This is a genomic window from Psychrobacter sp. 1176_08 (assembly GCF_052850615.1).
Genome location: NZ_VXCU01000002.1, coordinates 1 through 20,166, shown reverse-complemented (window position 1 = coordinate 20,166; position 20,166 = coordinate 1). Strand labels below are relative to the sequence as shown.

14 protein-coding genes and 1 tRNA gene are annotated in these 20,166 nt (G+C 43.2%); 1 reads left to right on the top strand and 14 read right to left on the bottom strand.

The annotated features are described in order from the left end of the window. Positions 1-16: 16 nt before the first annotated feature. From FW759_RS02700 to pilM, 4 genes are read right to left on the bottom strand one after another with little or no spacing between them, the layout of a single operon-like run. Positions 17-550, bottom strand: coding sequence for a pilus assembly protein PilP (locus FW759_RS02700; protein WP_446442130.1), 534 nt, complete (start codon positions 548-550; stop codon positions 17-19). Next, positions 550-1,287: a type 4a pilus biogenesis protein PilO gene (locus FW759_RS02695; protein ID WP_443529955.1), complete on the bottom strand. Its 738-nt coding sequence runs from the start codon at positions 1,285-1,287 to the stop codon at positions 550-552. Before FW759_RS02695 ends, FW759_RS02700 begins: the two co-directional genes overlap by 1 nt. After that, entirely contained in the window at positions 1,284-1,955 is a 672-nt protein-coding gene (locus tag FW759_RS02690) for a PilN domain-containing protein (protein WP_062845500.1), read from the bottom strand. The genes FW759_RS02695 and FW759_RS02690 overlap by 4 nt, the downstream gene beginning before the upstream one ends. Further along, complete coding sequence (gene pilM, locus FW759_RS02685; RefSeq protein ID WP_062845501.1) at positions 1,955-3,010, bottom strand: type IV pilus assembly protein PilM; 1,056 nt, start codon at positions 3,008-3,010, stop codon at positions 1,955-1,957. The genes FW759_RS02690 and pilM overlap by 1 nt, the downstream gene beginning before the upstream one ends. Positions 3,011-3,203: 193 nt before the next feature. Here pilM and FW759_RS02680 point away from each other — a divergent pair, with 193 nt between their 5' ends. Continuing rightward, positions 3,204-5,840 (top strand): penicillin-binding protein 1A, encoded by a 2,637-nt coding sequence (locus tag FW759_RS02680; protein ID WP_446442129.1) that lies wholly within the window; start codon positions 3,204-3,206, stop codon positions 5,838-5,840. 87 nt (positions 5,841-5,927) lie between these two features. Here FW759_RS02680 and FW759_RS02675 read toward each other — a convergent pair whose 3' ends face one another. The 10 genes from FW759_RS02675 to FW759_RS02630 all read right to left on the bottom strand — a co-directional run bounded on the left by FW759_RS02675 (position 5,928) and on the right by FW759_RS02630 (position 19,793). Continuing rightward, the gene (locus FW759_RS02675) at positions 5,928-6,455 is read right to left on the bottom strand and encodes a DUF6586 family protein (RefSeq protein WP_353670478.1); all 528 of its coding nucleotides are present in this window, start codon (positions 6,453-6,455) and stop codon (positions 5,928-5,930) included. 168 nt (positions 6,456-6,623) lie between these two features. Beyond that, positions 6,624-10,841, bottom strand: coding sequence for a DNA-directed RNA polymerase subunit beta' (gene rpoC, locus FW759_RS02670; protein WP_062845504.1), 4,218 nt, complete (start codon positions 10,839-10,841; stop codon positions 6,624-6,626). A 152-nt stretch (positions 10,842-10,993) separates the two neighbouring features. Next, positions 10,994-15,112, bottom strand: coding sequence for a DNA-directed RNA polymerase subunit beta (gene rpoB / locus FW759_RS02665; protein ID WP_443509480.1), 4,119 nt, complete (start codon positions 15,110-15,112; stop codon positions 10,994-10,996). Between the two features lie 737 nt (positions 15,113-15,849). Beyond that, positions 15,850-16,221: a 50S ribosomal protein L7/L12 gene (gene rplL / locus FW759_RS02660; protein ID WP_062845506.1), complete on the bottom strand. Its 372-nt coding sequence runs from the start codon at positions 16,219-16,221 to the stop codon at positions 15,850-15,852. Between the two features lie 132 nt (positions 16,222-16,353). Further along, complete coding sequence (rplJ, locus tag FW759_RS02655; RefSeq protein WP_025652244.1) at positions 16,354-16,881, bottom strand: 50S ribosomal protein L10; 528 nt, start codon at positions 16,879-16,881, stop codon at positions 16,354-16,356. Positions 16,882-17,355: 474 nt separating this feature from the next. Further along, entirely contained in the window at positions 17,356-18,057 is a 702-nt protein-coding gene (rplA, locus tag FW759_RS02650) for a 50S ribosomal protein L1 (RefSeq protein WP_062845507.1), read from the bottom strand. Next, complete coding sequence (gene rplK / locus FW759_RS02645; protein WP_058025423.1) at positions 18,057-18,488, bottom strand: 50S ribosomal protein L11; 432 nt, start codon at positions 18,486-18,488, stop codon at positions 18,057-18,059. Before rplK ends, rplA begins: the two co-directional genes overlap by 1 nt. A 90-nt stretch (positions 18,489-18,578) precedes the next feature. Further along, positions 18,579-19,109, bottom strand: coding sequence for a transcription termination/antitermination protein NusG (nusG, locus tag FW759_RS02640; RefSeq protein WP_010201718.1), 531 nt, complete (start codon positions 19,107-19,109; stop codon positions 18,579-18,581). Positions 19,110-19,180: 71 nt separating this feature from the next. Beyond that, a complete protein-coding gene (gene secE, locus FW759_RS02635; RefSeq protein ID WP_062845508.1) occupies positions 19,181-19,666 on the bottom strand; it encodes a preprotein translocase subunit SecE in 486 nt (161 codons plus the stop codon). Positions 19,667-19,717: 51 nt separating this feature from the next. Continuing rightward, positions 19,718-19,793: transfer RNA gene (locus tag FW759_RS02630), tRNA-Trp, on the bottom strand. Positions 19,794-20,166: the final 373 nt, after the last annotated feature.

The window sequence follows — 20,166 nt, the reverse complement described above, 5'->3', positions numbered from 1 at the left end:
CAAAAAATCTGCCGACTTAGCTTATGGGGGAAACCAGCGACTGGGGTTTTTCAACAAACCCAGCGCGGCTGTCTGGCACAATTTCAATCAAGTTAATCTGAGTCGGCGTGATTTCAACAATACGGCCGTCATTTAATCCAAGATAATCACCTACTTTTACGCTGGCAACTGAGCCATCAGGGCGTTGTATCAACGCATATTGCTGACCTTCAGGTGAAATCACCACACCGCGAAAGATCAGTTGTGATAGCTCATACTGTTCAAGAGGTTGTTTTACCCTTGTAATATCAGGGCGCACGCCATCGATAGAAGTGGTAGGACCGTCTACATTGACCAAGCTCGGCGGCAGAAATGGGCTACGCTGTGCACTGGCACTATAAACAAAGTCTTCTACCAATTCAGCCTTAGGTGGTGGCTCAATAGGCTGTGCAGGTTGATTACGTATATCGGCCATTGCTTGTTCTGCCATACCAATACGATCTGTACATCCTGTGATTGATATAGCAGCAATGCTCAAAGCCAGTAGCGTAGGCAGTTTTTGAATAGTCATTAATTGCCTCCAGCAGTATCAGGGGTGGCAGCAGCGTCACCTGCCGGAGCAGTTTCTTCGCCCTCAGGAGCAGCCTCTTTTGAGCGGTACGTCTTGGTTTGTAATACCAAAGTCAGCTCCGGTAGCACATCCAGTGACGGTTGAGGATTGCTGACCTCAAAATCGTGCATGGTGATGATTCGTGGCAAAGCGGCAAGACCACTGATAAAGCTACCAAATTGGTGGTACTCACCCAAAGCGGCAATGCGAATAGGTTGCTCAATAAAGAATTCGTTTTCAATTTCAGGTTCTACTGAAATATCTTGAAAACGGATGTTACTACCTACGCCCGTCATGTTTATGCCTTCTACAAGCTCTGACACACGAGTATCCTTGGGTAGCTGATCCAGTAAGGTATTGAACTCTGTTTCCATTTGGACCACTTGGGCTTGATAGGCTTTCAGGTGACGCGCGCGTGATTCTTTTTCACGGTAGCTTTCACGCAAGGTTTGTTGTTGACTTTCAGCCGCCGTGATCTCGTCGATCTTACTACTAATCGGTAACGCCCATGCCATTGCGGCAATAAAAGCGATAATAAGTCCGATGACCGTCACTTTTACTGGCGTTGGCCAGCTACCATAGTTTTCTGAATCTAACGACTCAAAACTTCGACGGAACTCTTGTAAATCGAACTGCTTCTTAGGTTTCAGATCTGATTTTTTTGTTTTGACTAGGCTTTTTTTGCGGACAAGCTTCATGACGCACCTCCAAGCCCAGCATTAGTATTGGCATCAGCCTCAGCTGGCACCGCCGACTCTGACTGTACTTTCGTTGTTACCACAAACTGAACATAACTGTCTTCAGGATAAACAGGGCGTGGCTGCTCGCCATCGCCAGTGGTCACAGGAGCGTTAAGAGCTGGCGGTGTTTCATAAGCACTAATATTTTGCTGAATATTGCTGACTGCTGAATTGCCCATCCATTTACTATTATCAAGATTGCGAATCAAGCTTGATACGATATTTGGATTATCAGCAAGACCAGTCAAAGTCAGAACATCGCCTTCACGTTTTAGGTTGGTCAAATAGAGCGCAGGCGGTACGGCTCTAGCAAGATCATCCCACAAACGGACAGGCACAGGACGTCGACCTTGTAAATCCTGAATGACCTGCATACGTGAGATGATATCTTCTCGGCGTTGCTCCAGACCATCGATTTCAGTCAACACCGCATCCAGGCGAGCGTTTTCTTGCTCAACCAGCGCATTGGCATCCAGCTGTTCATCTAGTTCATTATTAAAATAACTCCACGTGGCAAAGGCAGCCAGTAGAGTCAATAAAGTGATGGCAACCACCAGAGTTATAAACTCTTTATTGCGACGTTCGCGCTCTTCTTGTCGCCACGGTAAAAGGTTAATACGAGCCATCAGTCAAAGCTCCTTAACGCAAGACCGCAAGCGGCCATTAAACTTGGTGCATCAATGGCCAATTGCTCATTGTCAATATGTGGTGCAATGGTCATATTGGTAAATGGATTGGCCACACTAACAGGCACACCAAGTCTCTGTTGAGCCATACCTGCAAGACCTGCTATAGCGCTACTGCCGCCAGCAAGCACTATATGATCGATACTACTGTATTGACTTGAAGAGAAATAAAATTGTAATGAACGGGTGATTTGTTGAATGGTATTTTCAATGAAAGGTGTCAATACTTCGATATAGTAGTCATCAGGCAAAGTACGCTCACGCTTACTAAACGCCGCTTCCTCAGCCGACAGACCATAACGATTCTGTATAGCTTCTGTCAGTTGAACACCACCAAATAGCTGTTCGCGACTATAGATAAACTCACCATTTTTGGCGATATATAAGGTCGTTTGATTGTGCCCAATATCTACCAGTGCTACTAACTCTGGAAAATTTGTTAAACTATCGGCCATTAATCCAAAAGCACGCTCAATTGCATGAGACTCGATGTCCATCACCTTGGTTTGCATACCGCCAAAAGTTAGGGCATCAACGCGTTGGTCGACGTTTTCTGAACGAGATGCAGCAAGCAATACTTGCACCATGTCATCGCTTATCAAAGAAGGACCCAAAACTTCGAAATCCAAATTGACGTCTTCCAATGGATAAGGAACATACTGATCGGCATCCAGACGTATTTGAGCTTCGCGCTCTACATCGCTTAGCGCGAGATCCATATCAATAATCTTGGTAATCACAGCCGAGCCTGATACGGCGGTTGCAGCATTGCTACCCCCAACTTGACAACGCCTAGCGACAGTAGCAATAATATGACCAACCGCTTCTGTATCTACTAAAAGTTTATCAACGACCACACCTTCCGGCAGTCTCTCAATACCATAAGACTTTAAGTGAAAAGCACCCTGTTGACGCTGTATGTCAACTAACTTCACTGAGGTGGCACAAATATCCACGCCAATCAAATGTCGACTTTTGGAAGTAAATAGCCTCACAAACTCTATACCTTATATTAAGTGTACACTTTGATAGTTATTTGTAATAATTGAACACAATACTTTACTTAATAGAGAGATTCAAGCGTTTAAATTGGCTATGAAGGATAACTTACACATTTAGTGTGACCTGTGTATTTTGTTCAAGGTATAATAGCTGACCTGTTGCAAATTTTACTTAATAAGCCTTATTATGATTAAAAAAACTGCTACCGCTCGTCTCATTCATTTTTTGGTGGGACTTTTTATTGCCTGCTTAGCGTTAGCAGTTATATTAGCCCTCGCGGTGCCCATCGGTTTTTACGGTATGGCCATGTATCTATCGCCTACTTTGCCTAGCACTCAAGAAATAAAAACGGCAAATCTTGAAATGCCATTGCAGATTTATAGCAGAGATGACAAGCTCATTGGCCAATATGGCAATCGCCTATCCCTACCAGTCACTTTTCAAGAAATCCCTGAAGACTTGACTCATGCTTTTTTAGCCGCAGAAGATTCCTCCTTTTTTCAACATAGTGGTATCAGTATTAAAGGTCTTGGTCGCGCAGTTACTGAAGTGGTTACTGATGACGAAGGGCAGACAGGTGGCTCTACTATCACCATGCAGGTCGCCAAAAACTACTTCTTGAGTCCTGAGCGCACGCTAAATCGTAAGCTGACTGAGCTTTTTTTGGCACGCAAAATGGAAGACGAGCTGAGTAAGAATGAGATTTTAACCCTTTATGTGAATAAGATTTATTTGGGTGAAGGCGCTTATGGCATTAGGGCTGCTGCCAAAAAATACTATAGTAAATCATTAGACAACTTGACTATTGCTGAGATGGCCATGTTGGCAGGTTTGCCAAAAGCCCCTTCTAAATACAATCCAGTCGCTAATCCTACTCGAGCCCTGACTCGCCGCAACTGGATCATTGGACGTATGCATGAGCTGGGATATATTACTAAAGCACAGCGTGATGAAGCGATTAATGCACCAGTAGGCATAAATCTGTACCAAGAAAAGCTTGACGTCAATATGCCTTATCTAGCAGAAATGACACGTGGTGCTTTGGTTGAGCGTTATGGTGAGCAAGTGATGCACAGTGGTTGGCGTGTCCGTCTTACCGTTGATAGCAAAGCACAGACCGATGCAGAAGCAGCCATACTAACGGGTCTAATCGCTTATGAGCATCGTCACGGTTGGCGCGGTGCAGAAGCGAATTATGAACCTTTAGAAAACTTCAGTCGCTATAGCAATATGTCTCCTGCTAAAGTCACCAAAGTCAACTATCGAAGTTTTGAAGCAACCATGCCTTCTGGTGAGAATGTGACTGTGAACTGGTCTGGTATGAGCTGGGCGCGCAAGTATATCTCGGCCGACCGTGTTGGTTACCTTCCTGATAATGCCAGCCAAATTGTTAAGAAAAATGACATCGTTCGCGTGATACCTACTGCAAATGGCAACTGGCAGCTGGGACAAATTCCTAAAATACAAGGCAGTTTGGTTTCGCTAAACCCAGAAACGGGTGCAGTGAATGCATTGGTTGGTGGCTTTGACTTTAATCACAGTAAATTTAACCGTGCCTTGCAAGGTTGGCGTCAACCAGGTTCTACTATCAAACCTCTTGTATATACCGCTGCACTAGAAAAAGGTTATCGTCCAGACAGTATTGTTTCGGATCGTCCTATCCAAGTAGGTGACTGGAAACCAAAAAACTCTGATGCACGTTTCCTAGGTGATATTACCTTACGTCGTGGTCTCTACTTATCTCGTAACTTGGTCTCTATTCGTTTGCTACAGTCTATTGGTATTTCTGATGTACGCAACTTATTAGATGAGTTTGGCCTTGATAAAGAAAAGCTACCGACCACCTTATCGCTTGCATTAGGTGCAGGGCAAGCGACGCCATTACAAATGGCAACGGCCTATTCTACCTTTGCCAACGGTGGTCATCGTATACAACCTTACTTTATTGAGCATATTTATAACTATAATAACGAGCTATTATTTCAAGCTAATCCGCGTCACGCCTGCGCTTTGTGTTTCAACGAGCAGCTCGACACACTGAATAAAAAATTAGTAGAAGAACATGATCAGGCCACTGCCAGTAGCACCACTGGCGATCAAGTCACCGATAAAGAACAAGATTCAGCGTCTAATGATGACGAGTCGCAAAAATCTGAAGTCATGAATACAAGCGTTTATGATGCCAGCCCGCAATCGGATCGTTTAAAAGCACCTGCCGTACAGTATACGATAGCAAAACAAGCGCCGCGCATACTAAAACCTAGAGTGGCTTTTGAGATGGCAGACATCTTACGTGATGTGGTACAGCGCGGTACAGCGGTACGCGCAAAGGCTCTAGGCCGTGATGATATCGGCGGGAAGACAGGCACCACCAATGATGCGAAAGATGCATGGTTTGCAGGTTTTCATCCTACCAATGCCACTGTTGTGTGGATGGGTTTTGATCAACCCTCTACGATGGGTCGCCGAGAATATGGCGGCGTGGCAGCCCTGCCCGTATGGATGGACTTTATGAAAGCTCAACTTAAAGACACGCCTCGCCAATGGGTCTCTATCAACAATCGCTCTAAATCTCAAAAACAAAAGCAAAGAATTATCGAAATGACAGACGATGGCATTATTACGGATGAAGACTCTGAGGACAGCGCTGTTGAAAAACCTGTCAAAACCCAAGCTCAGCAGCGTAGAGTACCAGTTGATACTTCTGCTGACGAGACAAACACTTCATCACCAGCACGGTCTACTAACCGTGATGGCGATAGCGTGCCACAGAATCCTTTATCGGTGACGCCAGTCGATGAGATGCCTCCGATGCCAGAATAAATCATACTGTTAAACTTTAATGCATCACCACAAAAAAAGCCTGTTTAGCAATCACTGAACAGGCTTTTTTCTATCTATTAATATTCTTTAAAACTCGACCATACCAGCGCGTAATTGCTCAATCAGCTCTAAAAGCTGCTGACGCCATTCACGTATGGTGGCTTCATCTGGCAACCACTGATTTGATAGCGTGACCACATTCACAATCAGATCGGATGCTTGTACCCTTCCATTGTTTGTACTGTCTTCCACCACCGTATCTGATGGTACGGCATATAAACAGCGCTGGTAAGCTCGCTCTACATCTGCAAGAAAACCTTGCTGTCGCAATTGATGCAAGCGCTGAATTTCAGGAGACACTTGAGTACGTTCTGCCAATGCTTTTTCCACATCTACCAAAGTTGGCCTTGCCATGTTCAAACTGTAAAAATGGCTCAGCTCTTGTATGAATGCCAAAAAAGCGCCGTACAAATGAAAAATTGCTGTTTCACAATGTGCTTGATATAACTGCTTATCATTGGTGTTTCCTGCAGCTTGGCAAGAGAGGCGACAAAAATAAAGCTTTTGATTGGTTCGATCTGCTTGATATTTGGCAACGCGAGTTTTACCTGCCATTTGCGACTTATCCTTCTATGAATAGTGAATTAAGGCACGTTTTCCAGTGTACTATTTTTTTGGATAATAGCACCATGCCTTTCTTAATTTTTTACACCCATAAAAAAGCCAGCATCTTAGGCTGGCTTTTTTGTCAAATTAAGAAAGAATCAAAAATAGTTAATACGATTAATTATCTTGATTTAACTCTTGAGCAAAGGCTTCATCAAAGCTAGCAAAGTCTTTAGTATCTGTGCTTGCAGTCATATCGAAAGCGGCATTCAAATCTTTATCTTGTAGCTTCTGATCTGCTTTTTCTTTACGTGTCTTATGATAAGCAAGACCTGTACCAGCAGGAATCAAGCGTCCAACAACCACGTTCTCTTTTAGGCCACGTAGCTCATCTACTTTACCAGTGACGGCAGCAGCAGTTAGTACACGTGTGGTTTCCTGGAACGAAGCCGCTGAGATAAAGCTTTCTGTTGCCAAGCTTGCTTTGGTAATACCAAGCAACTGACGCTCGTACTGTACTGGGAATTTATCTTCCGCTTCTAGCTTCGCGTTCAATGCTTTGATATCAGCATACTCGACTTGATCACCTTTAAAGTGACTTGAATCACCGCCATCAGTAATCTCAACTTTACGCAGCATCTGACGAATAATAACTTCGATGTGCTTGTCGTTGATTTTTACGCCCTGCAAGCGATAAACGTCTTGCACTTCGTTAACGATATAATCAGCAAGTGCCGTCTGACCTTTCAAACGTAAGATGTCATGCGGATTCTGTGGACCATCAGCAATAATCTCACCACGTGCTACTGTCTCGTTTTCAAAGACGTTGATTTGACGCCATTTCGGGATCAGTTCCTCATGAACCTCACCATCTTCATTGGTAATAATGAAGCGGTTTTTACCTTTGGTCTCTTTACCAAAGCTCACCACACCAGTCATTTCTGCCATAATAGCGTGATCTTTTGGACGACGTGCTTCGAACAAGTCAGCAACACGTGGTAGACCACCGGTAATATCTTTCGTACCAGAAGAGGCTTGTGGTACACGGCCCAAGATTGAACCTGCTGCCACTTTTTCACCATCGCTGACGCGAATAATGGTTTCAGCTGGTAAGAAATAAACCACTTCTTTACCTTCGTCCGTATTCAAGATAATCGCAGGACGTAAATCTTTAGCTGAGCTTGAACGGTCACGAGTCGCTAGAATCTCAAACGAACTCATACCAGTCGCATCATCTACCTTCACAGTAGCAGTCATACCATCAGTGATGTCACTGAAGCGTGCTGTACCAGCGAATTCTGTGATAATTGGATGCGTATGCGGATCCCATTTTGCGATGGTTTGGCCGCCTTCAACTTGCTCTTCGTCTTTTACAAGAACGCTTGAACCATACGGTACTTTATAGCGCTCACGCTCACGACCAAGCTCATCAGTCAAAGCAATTTCAGCTGAACGCGATACGATAACTAGATGACCGTCAGTATGCTGAACGGTTTTCATGTTTTCGAAATGCGCTTGACCTGCATTACGTACAGAGATGCTGTTGTCCACAGATGCTGAGCTTGCAGCCCCGCCCACGTGGAACGTACGCATAGTTAACTGAGTACCAGGCTCACCGATAGACTGGGCTGCCATAACACCGACAGACTCACCGATGTTCACTTTATGACCACGAGCAAGGTCACGACCATAACACTGTGAACAAACGCCATGCTCAACATCACAAGTAATAACTGAACGTACCCAGATATCATCGATTGCATTGTTATCAAGCACGTTTACCCAATGCTCATCAATCAAGGTACCAGCTGGAATCAAGACTTTTGATTCGTCATCATTGTAAGTCACATCGCGTGCAGTGACACGACCTAGTACCAATTCACCTAGCTTCTCAATGATTTCACCACCTTGGATATGTGGTTTCATGAGTAGGCCTTCTTCAGTACCACAATCATCACTAGTGATAACCAAATCTTGTGCGACATCAACCAAACGACGCGTCAAATAACCTGAGTTAGCGGTTTTCAATGCTGTATCCGCTAGACCCTTACGAGCACCGTGAGTTGAGATGAAGTACTGTAGTACAGTCAAACCTTCACGGAAGTTGGCTTTAATTGGTGTCTCGATGATTGAACCATCAGGTTTTGCCATCAAACCACGCATACCTGCCAACTGACGAATCTGGGCTGCACTACCACGAGCACCAGAATCTGACATGATGAAGATCGAGTTGAATGACTTCTGCTCGTCTTCTTCACCTTGTGCGTTAATGACTTTGTCTGTTGCCAAGTTGTCCATCATCGCCTTAGCGACTTTGTCATTGGTACGTGACCAGATATCGACTACTTTGTTATAGCGCTCACCAGCCGTTACAAAGCCTTGCTCGAATTGATCTTCAATCTCGCGAACTTCGCCTTCTGCCACTTCGATGATTTGCTTTTTCAATGGCGGAATGACCATGTCATCGATACCGATAGACACACCTGATAGCGTTGCTTGTGCAAAACCAAGATACATCAATTGGTCAGCAAACATGACGCTTTCTTTCACGCCAACTTTACGGTAGCAAGAGTTAATCAGACGTGAAATATTTTTCTTCGTCATCTCTTGGTTACATTCATCAAACGACATACCTTTAGGCATGATGTTCCAGATCAACAAACGGCCAGCAACCGTTTCTTTCATACTAACTTCTTTAGTTTGGTTACCGTCTTCATCAATATGCGTCTCTGTAACACGCACTTTGATTTTAGCGTTCACATGCAAATCGTTTGAACCAATCGCACGCAATGCTTCATTAACGGTGGCAAAAATCATGCCCTCGCCTTTAGCATTGATTGATGAACGGCTAATGTAATACAAACCCAATACCACATCCTGTGATGGTACGATGATTGGATCACCGTTCGCAGGAGACAAGATATTGTTAGTCGACATCATTAGCGCACGAGATTCAAGCTGTGCTTCTAGGGTCAATGGCACGTGAACGGCCATTTGGTCACCATCAAAGTCAGCGTTGAACGCGGTACAAACGAGCGGATGCAACTGGATTGCTTTACCTTCGATCAATACTGGCTCAAATGCCTGTAGACCCAAACGGTGAAGCGTTGGCGCACGGTTAAGTAGTACTGGATGCTCACGGATAACCATGGCCAGCATATCCCATACTTGTGGCTCTTCACGTTCTACCATCTTTTTGGCAGCTTTGATCGTTGTCGCTAACCCATGAGACAATAGCTTGTTATAAGTAAATGGCTTGAATAGCTCAAGTGCCATTTTCTTAGGTAGACCACACTGATGTAGACGTAGTGTTGGACCTACAACGATGACCGAACGACCAGAATAGTCAACACGCTTACCAAGTAAGTTTTGACGGAAACGACCTTGCTTACCTTTGATCATATCAGCCAAAGATTTCAATGGACGCTTGTTACTGCCCGTAATCGCACGACCGCGACGACCGTTATCAAGCAATGCATCCACTGACTCTTGCAACATACGTTTTTCGTTACGTACGATGATGTCAGGTGCACTTAGCTCAAGCAGACGCTTTAGACGGTTGTTACGGTTGATAACGCGGCGATAAAGATCGTTTAGATCAGACGTCGCAAAACGACCGCCCTCTAGAGGTACCAGTGGACGCAAATCTGGTGGTAGTACTGGCAAGATATTCATTACCATCCACTCAGGCTTGTTATTAGAATCACGGAATGCTTCTAACAATTTAAGACGCTTAGACATCTTCTTAAGCTTAGTCTCAGAACCTGTTTGTGGAATCGCTTCACGCAGCTCATCAATTTCGATATCCATGTCGATATCTTTTAATAAGTCTTGAACCGCTTCAGCACCCATCTTGGCAGTGAATTCATCACCAAATTCTTCAAGCGCTTTGTAGTAATCTTCATCGTCAAGCAATTGGTACTTTTCTAAGCTAGTCAAACCAGGCTCAGTGACAATGTAGCTTTCAAAATACAATACGCGCTCAATATCACGCAATGTCATGTCTAGCAATAGACCGATGCGGCTTGGTAATGACTTTAAGAACCAAATGTGTGCAACTGGGCTAGCTAGGTCAATATGACCCATGCGATCACGACGTACTTTAGCGGTAGTGACTTCAACGCCACATTTTTCACAGATAACGCCTTGGAACTTACGACGCTTATATTTACCACATAAGCACTCAAAGTCTTTTACTGGGCCAAAGATTTTGGCACAAAACAAGCCATCACGCTCAGGCTTAAACGTACGATAATTAATGGTTTCAGGCTTTTTTACTTCGCCATGTGACCATGATTTAATCACGTCAGGTGAGGCTAAAGTAATTTGGATGCTATCAAACTCTAGGTTACCGTTGCCGGCAGGGCTCTGCATGATATCGAGTAAATCTTTCAAGTTGCTTCTCCGTTATCTTTATAATCATCTGACTGCAATCTGTTGACGCAGATAAGATGAATGAAGGCAATGAATAGGGTTGAGACAAATTACTAAAAGCAGCAGCAATGACGCGTACTGCCTTTAGTGGACAACTAAGTTAGACAATGGGTTTAGTTGCTTTGTTTTAACTCAATATTAATACCCAATGATTTGATTTCTTTGGTCAGTACGTTAAACGACTCAGGCATACCTGGATCCATGTACTGCTCACCATCAACGATGTTTTTGTACATACGTGTACGGCCTTCAACGTCATCCGACTTCACAGTCAGCATCTCTTGCAACGTATAAGTCGCGCCATAAGCTTCTAGTGCCCAGACTTCCATCTCACCGAAACGCTGACCACCGAACTGTGCTTTACCGCCGAGTGGCTGCTGCGTTACTAGTGAGTAAGAACCTGTTGAACGCGCATGCATTTTGTCATCAACCAAATGGTTCAACTTGAGCATATACATGTAGCCAACGGTCACTTTGCGGTCAAATTTCTGACCAGTACGACCATCATACAATGTCTGCTGACCATCGCGATCCATACCAGCAAGCTCTAACAGGTCTTTGACTTGGCTTTCTCTTGCGCCATCAAATACTGCTGTGCCCATCGGGACACCGCCACGTAAGTTGTCTGCTAGCGCCATGATGTCATCATCACTCAAGCTATCCAGATCAACTTGCTCACCGCCGACTTGGTTATAGATTTTGTCTAAGAACTCACGTAGCTCTTTGATCGCTGCTTGAGATTTAAGCATACCATCAATCTTCTCGCCCAAGCCTTTTGCTGCCATACCTAAATGCGTCTCTAGAACCTGACCAATGTTCATACGAGAAGGTACACCAAGTGGGTTCAATACGATGTCAACAGTATTACCATTTTCATCATAAGGCATGTCTTCAACTGGCATGATGCGTGACACAACACCTTTGTTACCATGACGACCAGCCATCTTATCACCAGGCTGAATACGACGCTTAACCGCTAGATATACTTTAACGATTTTTTGTACGCCATGTTGTAAGTCATCACCAGCGGTCAATTTGCGTTTTTTCTCAGCAAACTTCACATCGATGTCTTTTTGCTTATCAACCAAGTAATCAGCGATTTGCGTTAGACGCTCAGAGATTTCTTCTTCTACTGGCTGGATATCAAGCAATGTCTCAAGGCTCATATCTTTCATATCAGCCAACGCCATTACTGTACCAGCTTTTAGACCAGCACCGCCGCTGACTTTTTGGCCATCTAATAGATTACCAATACGACCACGTGCTGCTTCTTCAAAGATACGTAGCTCTTCTTTTAAATCTTTGCGATAGCTATCAAGCTGCGATTTTTCAATCGCTCTTGCGCGTGCGTCTTTTTCGACGCCATCACGGGTGAAGACCTGTACATCAATAACCGTACCTTTACTTGAAGTCGGTACGCGTAGTGACGTGTCTTTCACATCAGCCGCTTTTTCACCAAAGATAGCCCGTAGTAGTTTCTCTTCTGGCGTCAGTTGCGTTTCACCTTTTGGCGTCACTTTACCAACTAAGATATCACCAGCGTCAACTTCAGCACCGATATACACGATACCTGCTTCATCAAGACTTGATAATGCCGCTTCACCAACGTTTGGAATATCAGCAGTGATCTCTTCTGTACCTAGCTTGGTATCACGAGCTACACACGTCAATTCTTGAATATGAATGGTGGTGAAACGATCTTCTTTAACCACTTTTTCAGATAGCAAGATTGAATCTTCGAAGTTGTAACCATTCCACGGCATAAATGCGATGCGGATGTTCTGACCCAGAGCTAGCTCGCCAAGATCCGTTGATGGACCATCAGCCAAGATATCACCCAAAGCGATTTCATCACCTTGGTTAACGATGATACGTTGGTTGATACAAGTGTTCTGGTTAGAGCGCGTGTATTTGATCAAGTTATAGATATCGATACCCGCTTCACCAGCAGTCATCTCGTCTTCGTTTACACGAACCACGATACGTGAGGCATCAACATCTTCGATCACACCGCCACGCTTAGCGATCACACAAACACCAGAGTCACGAGCAACGTGACGCTCCATACCAGTACCTACTAATGGCTTATCAGCACGTAGCGTAGGAACGGCCTGACGTTGCATGTTCGAACCCATCAAAGCACGGTTAGCATCATCATGCTCTAGGAACGGAATCAGACCTGCTGCAACCGATACTACCTGACTTGGTGACACATCCATATGCGTCACTTTTTCTGGTGGCATACGGACGAATTCACCATAGCTACGCACACTGACCATCTCATCAGACAACGCGCCTTCTGCGGTTACTGGTGAATCAGCCTGTGCAATGACCGTACCGACTTCTTCAATCGCTGATAAATACTCAATAACGTCAGTAACTTTACCATCAACCACACGGCGATAAGGGGTTTCTAGGAAACCAAAGCTGTTGGTTTTAGCAAACGTCGCTAGCGAGTTGATCAGACCAATGTTTGGACCTTCAGGAGTCTCAATCGGGCACACACGGCCATAATGCGTATCATGTACGTCACGTACTTCAAAGCCTGCGCGTTCACGAGTCAAACCACCTGGTCCTAATGCTGATACACGGCGTTTATGGGTAACTTCAGACAACGGGTTGTTCTGATCCATAAACTGTGACAACTGGCTTGAACCAAAGAATTCTTTCACCGCAGCCGCTACTGGCTTAGAGTTAATCAAATCTTGTGGCGACAAGTTGTCTGATTCCGCTGAGCTTAAACGCTCTTTTACTGCACGCTCAACACGTACTAAACCCACACGGAATTGGTTTTCTGCCATCTCGCCAACTGAACGAATACGGCGGTTACCTAGATGGTCAATATCATCAACATCACCGCGACCATTACGAATCTCAATCAGCTCTTTTAACACATTGACGATATCGTCATTGGTCAATACGCTGCGTTCGCGCTGAATATCAGGATCATCCGTGTTATCGAATTCTAAACCAAGACGACGGTTAAATTTCATACGACCGACATTCGACAAGTCATAACGGTCTGCGTTGAAGAACATGCTTTCAAATAATTTTTCAGCAGTCTCAACCGTTGGTGGCTCACCTGGACGCATTACTTTATAGATTTCAATCAATGCTTCTTCGCGAGTTGACGTGCTATCAGCGCGAATCGTATCAGCAATATAACTACCTTGATCGATATCATTGGTGAATAGGATGCTAAATTCTTTAATAGCACCACTCGCTTCAAACGAGTTCAATTTGACCAATAGTTCGTGATCAATTAATGTGTTTGCTTTTGCAATCACTTCGTCATTAACAACGATATCTTCTGCCAAAATGCGCTCATACAGATACTCATCAGGCACAGCAATCTTCGTCATCCCTGCTTCTTCAAGCTGACGAATACGGCGTGCGTTGATACGCTTACCTTGCTCTACCAATACATCACCTTCAGGTGACACGATATCAAACTGAGCCATCTCACCACGTAAGCGGTCAGCGACTAAATCAATTTCAAACTGCTCTTCGCCTTTATAAACAGCAACTTTATCAAAGAACAAATCTAAGATTTCAGAAGTCGTCAAACCTAATGCACGTAGAATGATTGAAGCCAATAGCTTACGGCGACGGTCAATACGAGCAAATACTAAGTCTTTGGCATCGAATTCAAAATCTAACCAAGAACCACGGTAAGGGATAATACGTGCGTTATAAAGCACTTTACCACTTGAGTGTGACTTGCCTTTATCATGGTCAAAGAAGACACCTGGCGAACGATGTAGCTGTGATACGATGACACGCTCAGTACCATTGATGATGAAAGTACCGTTAGCCGTCATTAAAGGCATTTCGCCCATGTAAACGCTTTGCTCACGGATATCTTTGATAGCGGCTTTGCTATCTTTGTCTTTGCTATCTTTGTCTTTGATGATCAAACGAATTTTGACACGCATCGGCGCAGCAAACGTTGAACCACGTAAGATACACTCACGCTCATCAAATTCAGGCGTGCCTAAATAGTACTCAACAAATTGTAACTCAGCATTACCAGAGTGACTCTCAATTGGGAAAATAGAGGAATACGCAGCTTGCAAACCAGTATTCTCACGAGCTTTTGGCTTTTTATGCTCTTGCAAAAATTGCTCGTAAGAATCTACTTGAATAGACAGCAAATAGGGAATGTCCATCACAGTGGGCAATTCAGCAAAACTTTTGCGAATACGCTTTTTTTCAGTATAAGAATATGCCATCGAGAGTCCTTACAGTAAACGTGGAAACAAATTAAAAGCGTGGCCAGCATGCATAAATACGATGCAAACTGAGCGACGTAAACGATAATACAAAACAGGTGTTCGTGTTCAACTCATATTTTTTGTCACTTATCACTTCACTAACCAGTGTGTATTTAGCACACCTTATTCAATTTTATAATCGGTATCTGAACCCATCTATATAGATGCGCATACCGAAGAATTCAACCTAGTACAAACTATTGCCTTGAGGGCTTAACTTTCTAGTATATTTATGAAAAAATAATTTTTACTAAAATTTTGAACAATTTGTCATCAAAACTGACATGATCGTATTAGCCAGTTCATCACCAAAACTGATATCGTCGCTGGTATAAACCGTCTTTAAGCCTATGCAATGACAGCAAACCATGCTAAATAGATAATCTAATATCAACAGTTTTCGGAATTAATAATAATTGGGATAACTATAACTTTTAGAATCAGTATAAACTATAGTGTTAATGGGAAAGAATGCAGACACAAAAAAATGCCAAACATCTACGGACGTTTAGCTTATTTAACTGATTTCAAAAACTGGCATGTGTGCTTGCATGTATATCGTCTGTCCTTTTGATGGGTATCCACCGTGTTGTTGCATACGTATGTTGGCAGACACAAAAGGTCAAGCTACAAATTATAGTAAAAAAAAGCTGGCAATGCAAGGCATTACCAGCTTTTTTTGTACAGTGTTAAACTTATTTTAGTTCAACAGTTGCACCAGCTTCTTCAAGTTTCTTTTTCAACTCTTCAGCTTCAGCTTTAGATGCGCCTTCTTTGATTGGAGCTGGAGCGCTTTCAACCAAATCTTTCGCTTCTTTTAGGCCAAGACCAGTAGCTTCACGTACAGCTTTAATTACGCCAACTTTCTTCTCACCAAAGCTAGCAAGAACAACGTCAAACTCGTCTTTTTCTTCAACAGCAGCAGCAGGACCAGCAGCAGCAGGTGCAGCAGCAGCAACAGCAGCTGTTACGCCGAATTTTTCTTCCATGTCGCTGATTAACTCAACGATATCCATTACTGACATTTCAGCGATTGCGTTTAACACATCATCTTTAGATAGTGCCATGAGAACTCTCCGTTATCTGATAAAAATTAATTGATTCTAATATCGCTTTGATTGATTGCCACAATTTCAAATAGGTATGGCAATAAAATTCAACCAAAATTAGCGATGTTAAAGTTACGTTAAAACAAGCAATTAAGCAGCTTCTTTTGCGTCTTTGATTGCCGCTACAGTGCGAACGAACTTGCCAGGAACAGCGTTCATAGTCTGGACAAGCTTGGTCACTGGTGCATTCATAGTAGCCATCAAGATAGAGATTGCTTCGTCGCGAGTTGGTAGCTTCGATACGCGCTCTAGCTCTTCTGGACCATAAACTTCACCACCGACTGATACTAATTTGGTCTCTAAAGCTTTGTTATCTTTGCTAAAGTCGAAAACGACTCTTGCTGCAGATCCCAAATCTTCCATAGAGAAAGCCAAAAGTAGTGGACCAGTCATACGGTCTGACATGCTCTCAAACTTAGTGCCTTCAAAAGCGCGTTTTGCTAGTGTATTTTTCACCACTTTTAAAACAACACCTTTATCACGAGCTTGTTCGCGAAGCTGAGTAAGCTTAGCAACACCAATTCCGTGATACTCGGCAGCTACTGCTGAGTAAGCATTAGCAGCAACTTCAGACACTTCAGCCACAACTTGTTGTTTTTGCTCTAGCGTTAATGCCATAAGTTGACTCCTTTAATCTTATCAATCGGCTTATCATAAGAGTGCTCAAAACCGAAGTTTTTATGCGCTCAAATTATAAGCTAGGACTGACTTGATACGACACATTACCAGCGAATTCAATTAATAAAAAAGCATCTACTGGTAACGACTGATTACGGCACCGTTATCAGAATGACGTTGAGTAATAGTTTGAAGACTGTATAAACAATCATACCGCCCTATTCGCTCGTGTCTTAAACTGTGTGGGCCACCGTCTGCGTAGGACAACTAAGATTTTCATCTGTCGTCGATTAACAAAAGTGACTCAATATCATATTTAACCATTCGAAAATTGTTATTTATGACGCTAAACCACCTTCTACCTACGGTCTTAGACAGCGTAGTAAACACTACGCTGACCTAATTTTTTAAATATGGTTTTTGCTCATCATTCAAAATATTTGAAGTTCAAATACTTAAAAATAGAAACTTTAATTATTTTGCAGTACGATAAGGAACAGCATCGATCGTTAGACCAGGGCCCATCGTGCTAGACAAGGTAATTTTCTTAATGAAAGTACCTTTAGAAGTAGCAGGCTTAGCACGCTTTAGATCAGAAATAATCGCTTGCGCGTTTTGCTCGATTTGCTCAGCAGTGAAACCGATCTGGCCGATAGTTGCATGGATGATACCAGCTTTATCAACACGGTACTGTGCTTGACCCGCTTTCGCGTTAGTCACAGCTTCAGCAACGTTTGGTGTTACTGTACCAACTTTTGGGTTAGGCATTAGGCCACGTGGACCTAGAATCGTACCCAATTGACCAACAACACGCATAGCATCTGGAGCTGCGATAACAACATCAAAGTCCATGTTACCGGCTTTGATTTCTTCTGCTAGGTCTTCAAAACCAACGATGTCTGCACCAGCTTCTTTAGCGGCTTCAGCAGCAGCGCCTTGAGCAAATACAGCAACGCGTTTGGTTTTACCAGTACCAGCAGGTAAGTTAGTTGCACCACGAACCACTTGATCAGATTTACGTGGGTCAACGCCCAAGTTTACTGCGATATCAATAGACTCTTTGAATTTTAGTGCTGGCAAATCGTTTAGGATTTGAACTGCTTCTTCAAGAGTGTATTGCTTTTCGTTATCAATACGGCTTTGAATTTCTTTTTGACGTTTGGTTAGCTTAGACATTATACACCCTCCACGGTAATACCCATTGAACGTGCAGTACCAGCGATGGTACGGACAGCAGCATCAAGATCAGCAGCAGTTAAGTCTGCATTTTTGGTCTTAACAATTTCTTCTAGTTGTGCACGGTCAACTTTACCGACTTTAGCTGTATTCGGTGTACCTGAACCTTTAGCAATACCAGCAGCTTTACGTAGTAAATACGCAGCTGGTGGTGACTTCATGATGAAGGTAAAAGACTTATCGCTGTATACAGTGATCTCAGTTGGGATCGGTAGACCTGGCTCTTGGCCTGAGGTCGCAGCGTTAAATTCTTTACAGAACGCCATGATGTTCACGCCTTTTTGACCCAATGCTGGACCAATTGGTGGTGAAGGATTTGCTTTGCCTGCAGGCACTTGTAGTTTGATGTAACCATCAATCTTCTTAGCCATGATACTCTCCTAAATGGGTAATAGCGCCAAATCAACGTGGTATATACCTAATTGACTAACAGCTCCCCGGTTGATGAACTTTTTGCTGGTTTAGTCTAGCTTTTCAACTTTGCTAAACTCAAGCTCGACCTGAGTCGGTCGATTAAATACGTTTACGGTCAAATGTAATTTAGATTTCTCATAATCCACCTTTTCAACCAACCCTTTGAAGTCAGTAAATGGACCATCAATAACCAACAGCTCTTCGCCCGGCTCAAATAGCGTTTTAGGACGTGGGTCAGTTTCAGTTTGATTGAGACGATTTAAAATACGATCAGCTTCTACTTGCGTGATAGGTGCAGGTGTTTCAGGCGTACCGCCAATAAAACCCATGATACGGGGACAGTCTTTGACAATATGCCAAGTGTTGTCGTTCATTTCCATTTGGATCAATACATAACCTGGAAAAAACTTACGCTCACTCTTACGCTTCTTGCCGTCTTTCATTTCGACGACTTCTTCAGTAGGAACCAATACATCACCGAATGACTCAGCAAAGTCACTACGGTTAATACGATCAGTTAATGAACGTTGTACTTGCTTTTCATATCCTGAAAACGCTTGAACAATATACCAACGCATATCACGCTCCTGATCATTATAAATAAGTCGTTATAGGTAAATCTCTCGTTACTAGTCACTAATACGTGCTACTAACCGATAAAAATACCAACGAACCAGTTAAAAAAGTTATCCAACAACCAAACAAAGAATCCAACAATGGCAATCATGACAATAACTTGCCATGTATATTGAAAGGTTTCATCTTTACTTGGCCATGTCACTCGGCGAAGTTCAACAGCTGCATCTTTTAATAAAATTTTAAAAGCACGACCTTGATGCGTCAGCGCCAAACAGACTAATGCAAATACAACAAGGGCAACGATAATCCCAATACGAATCCAGACATCATTGGCTGGTTGCCAATAACCGGGTAGATATTGGTTGACTAAAGTCGCCCCTATCAAAACTGCTGCGGCAAGTAGCCACAAAATCACATCTTTTATTGAGCCAGTCTTAGCGACTTCAACGGCAGAAGTATTGACCGCTGATACATGCTTATCTTTAGACAGCATTCCACCAGTAACCGCCTTGGCATCAGATAACTTAGTCTCGAGGTTATCTTGATTATTGCTCATAAAGAACTCACTTCGGAGATGGTGGGGTACAACAAAGATATGATAAGAAGATGGCAGGCGATGTAGGACTCGAACCTACAACCCTCGGTTTTGGAGACCGATGCTCTACCAATTGAGCCAATCGCCTATGGGTGTAAAGGACAGCATTATACAATATTTATCGTAAAATGCAAGCCTTCAGAGATAATTTTTTATCTCGCTTTCCTCTGAATTAAGAGTCGTTATATTTATTAATTAGCCTTATAAAAGATTAATAATATGAATATACGATAAGAGGGAGCGCTAATATAACAAGGTATTTCGTAGATTACAATAGAAGAAGAGATAAATTCACTATTATTACTTGTAAAACCTTTATACAAAATAATATTAAAATCAGCATGGTTTAATTCAGACTTATACCCTCAAACCAGCTTACCACTCTCAAAGAAAAAGCCACCCTCTTTTTGAGGGTGGCTTTTTTATAACTAACTCATAAGCTCATTGCTGAGACTGATGGA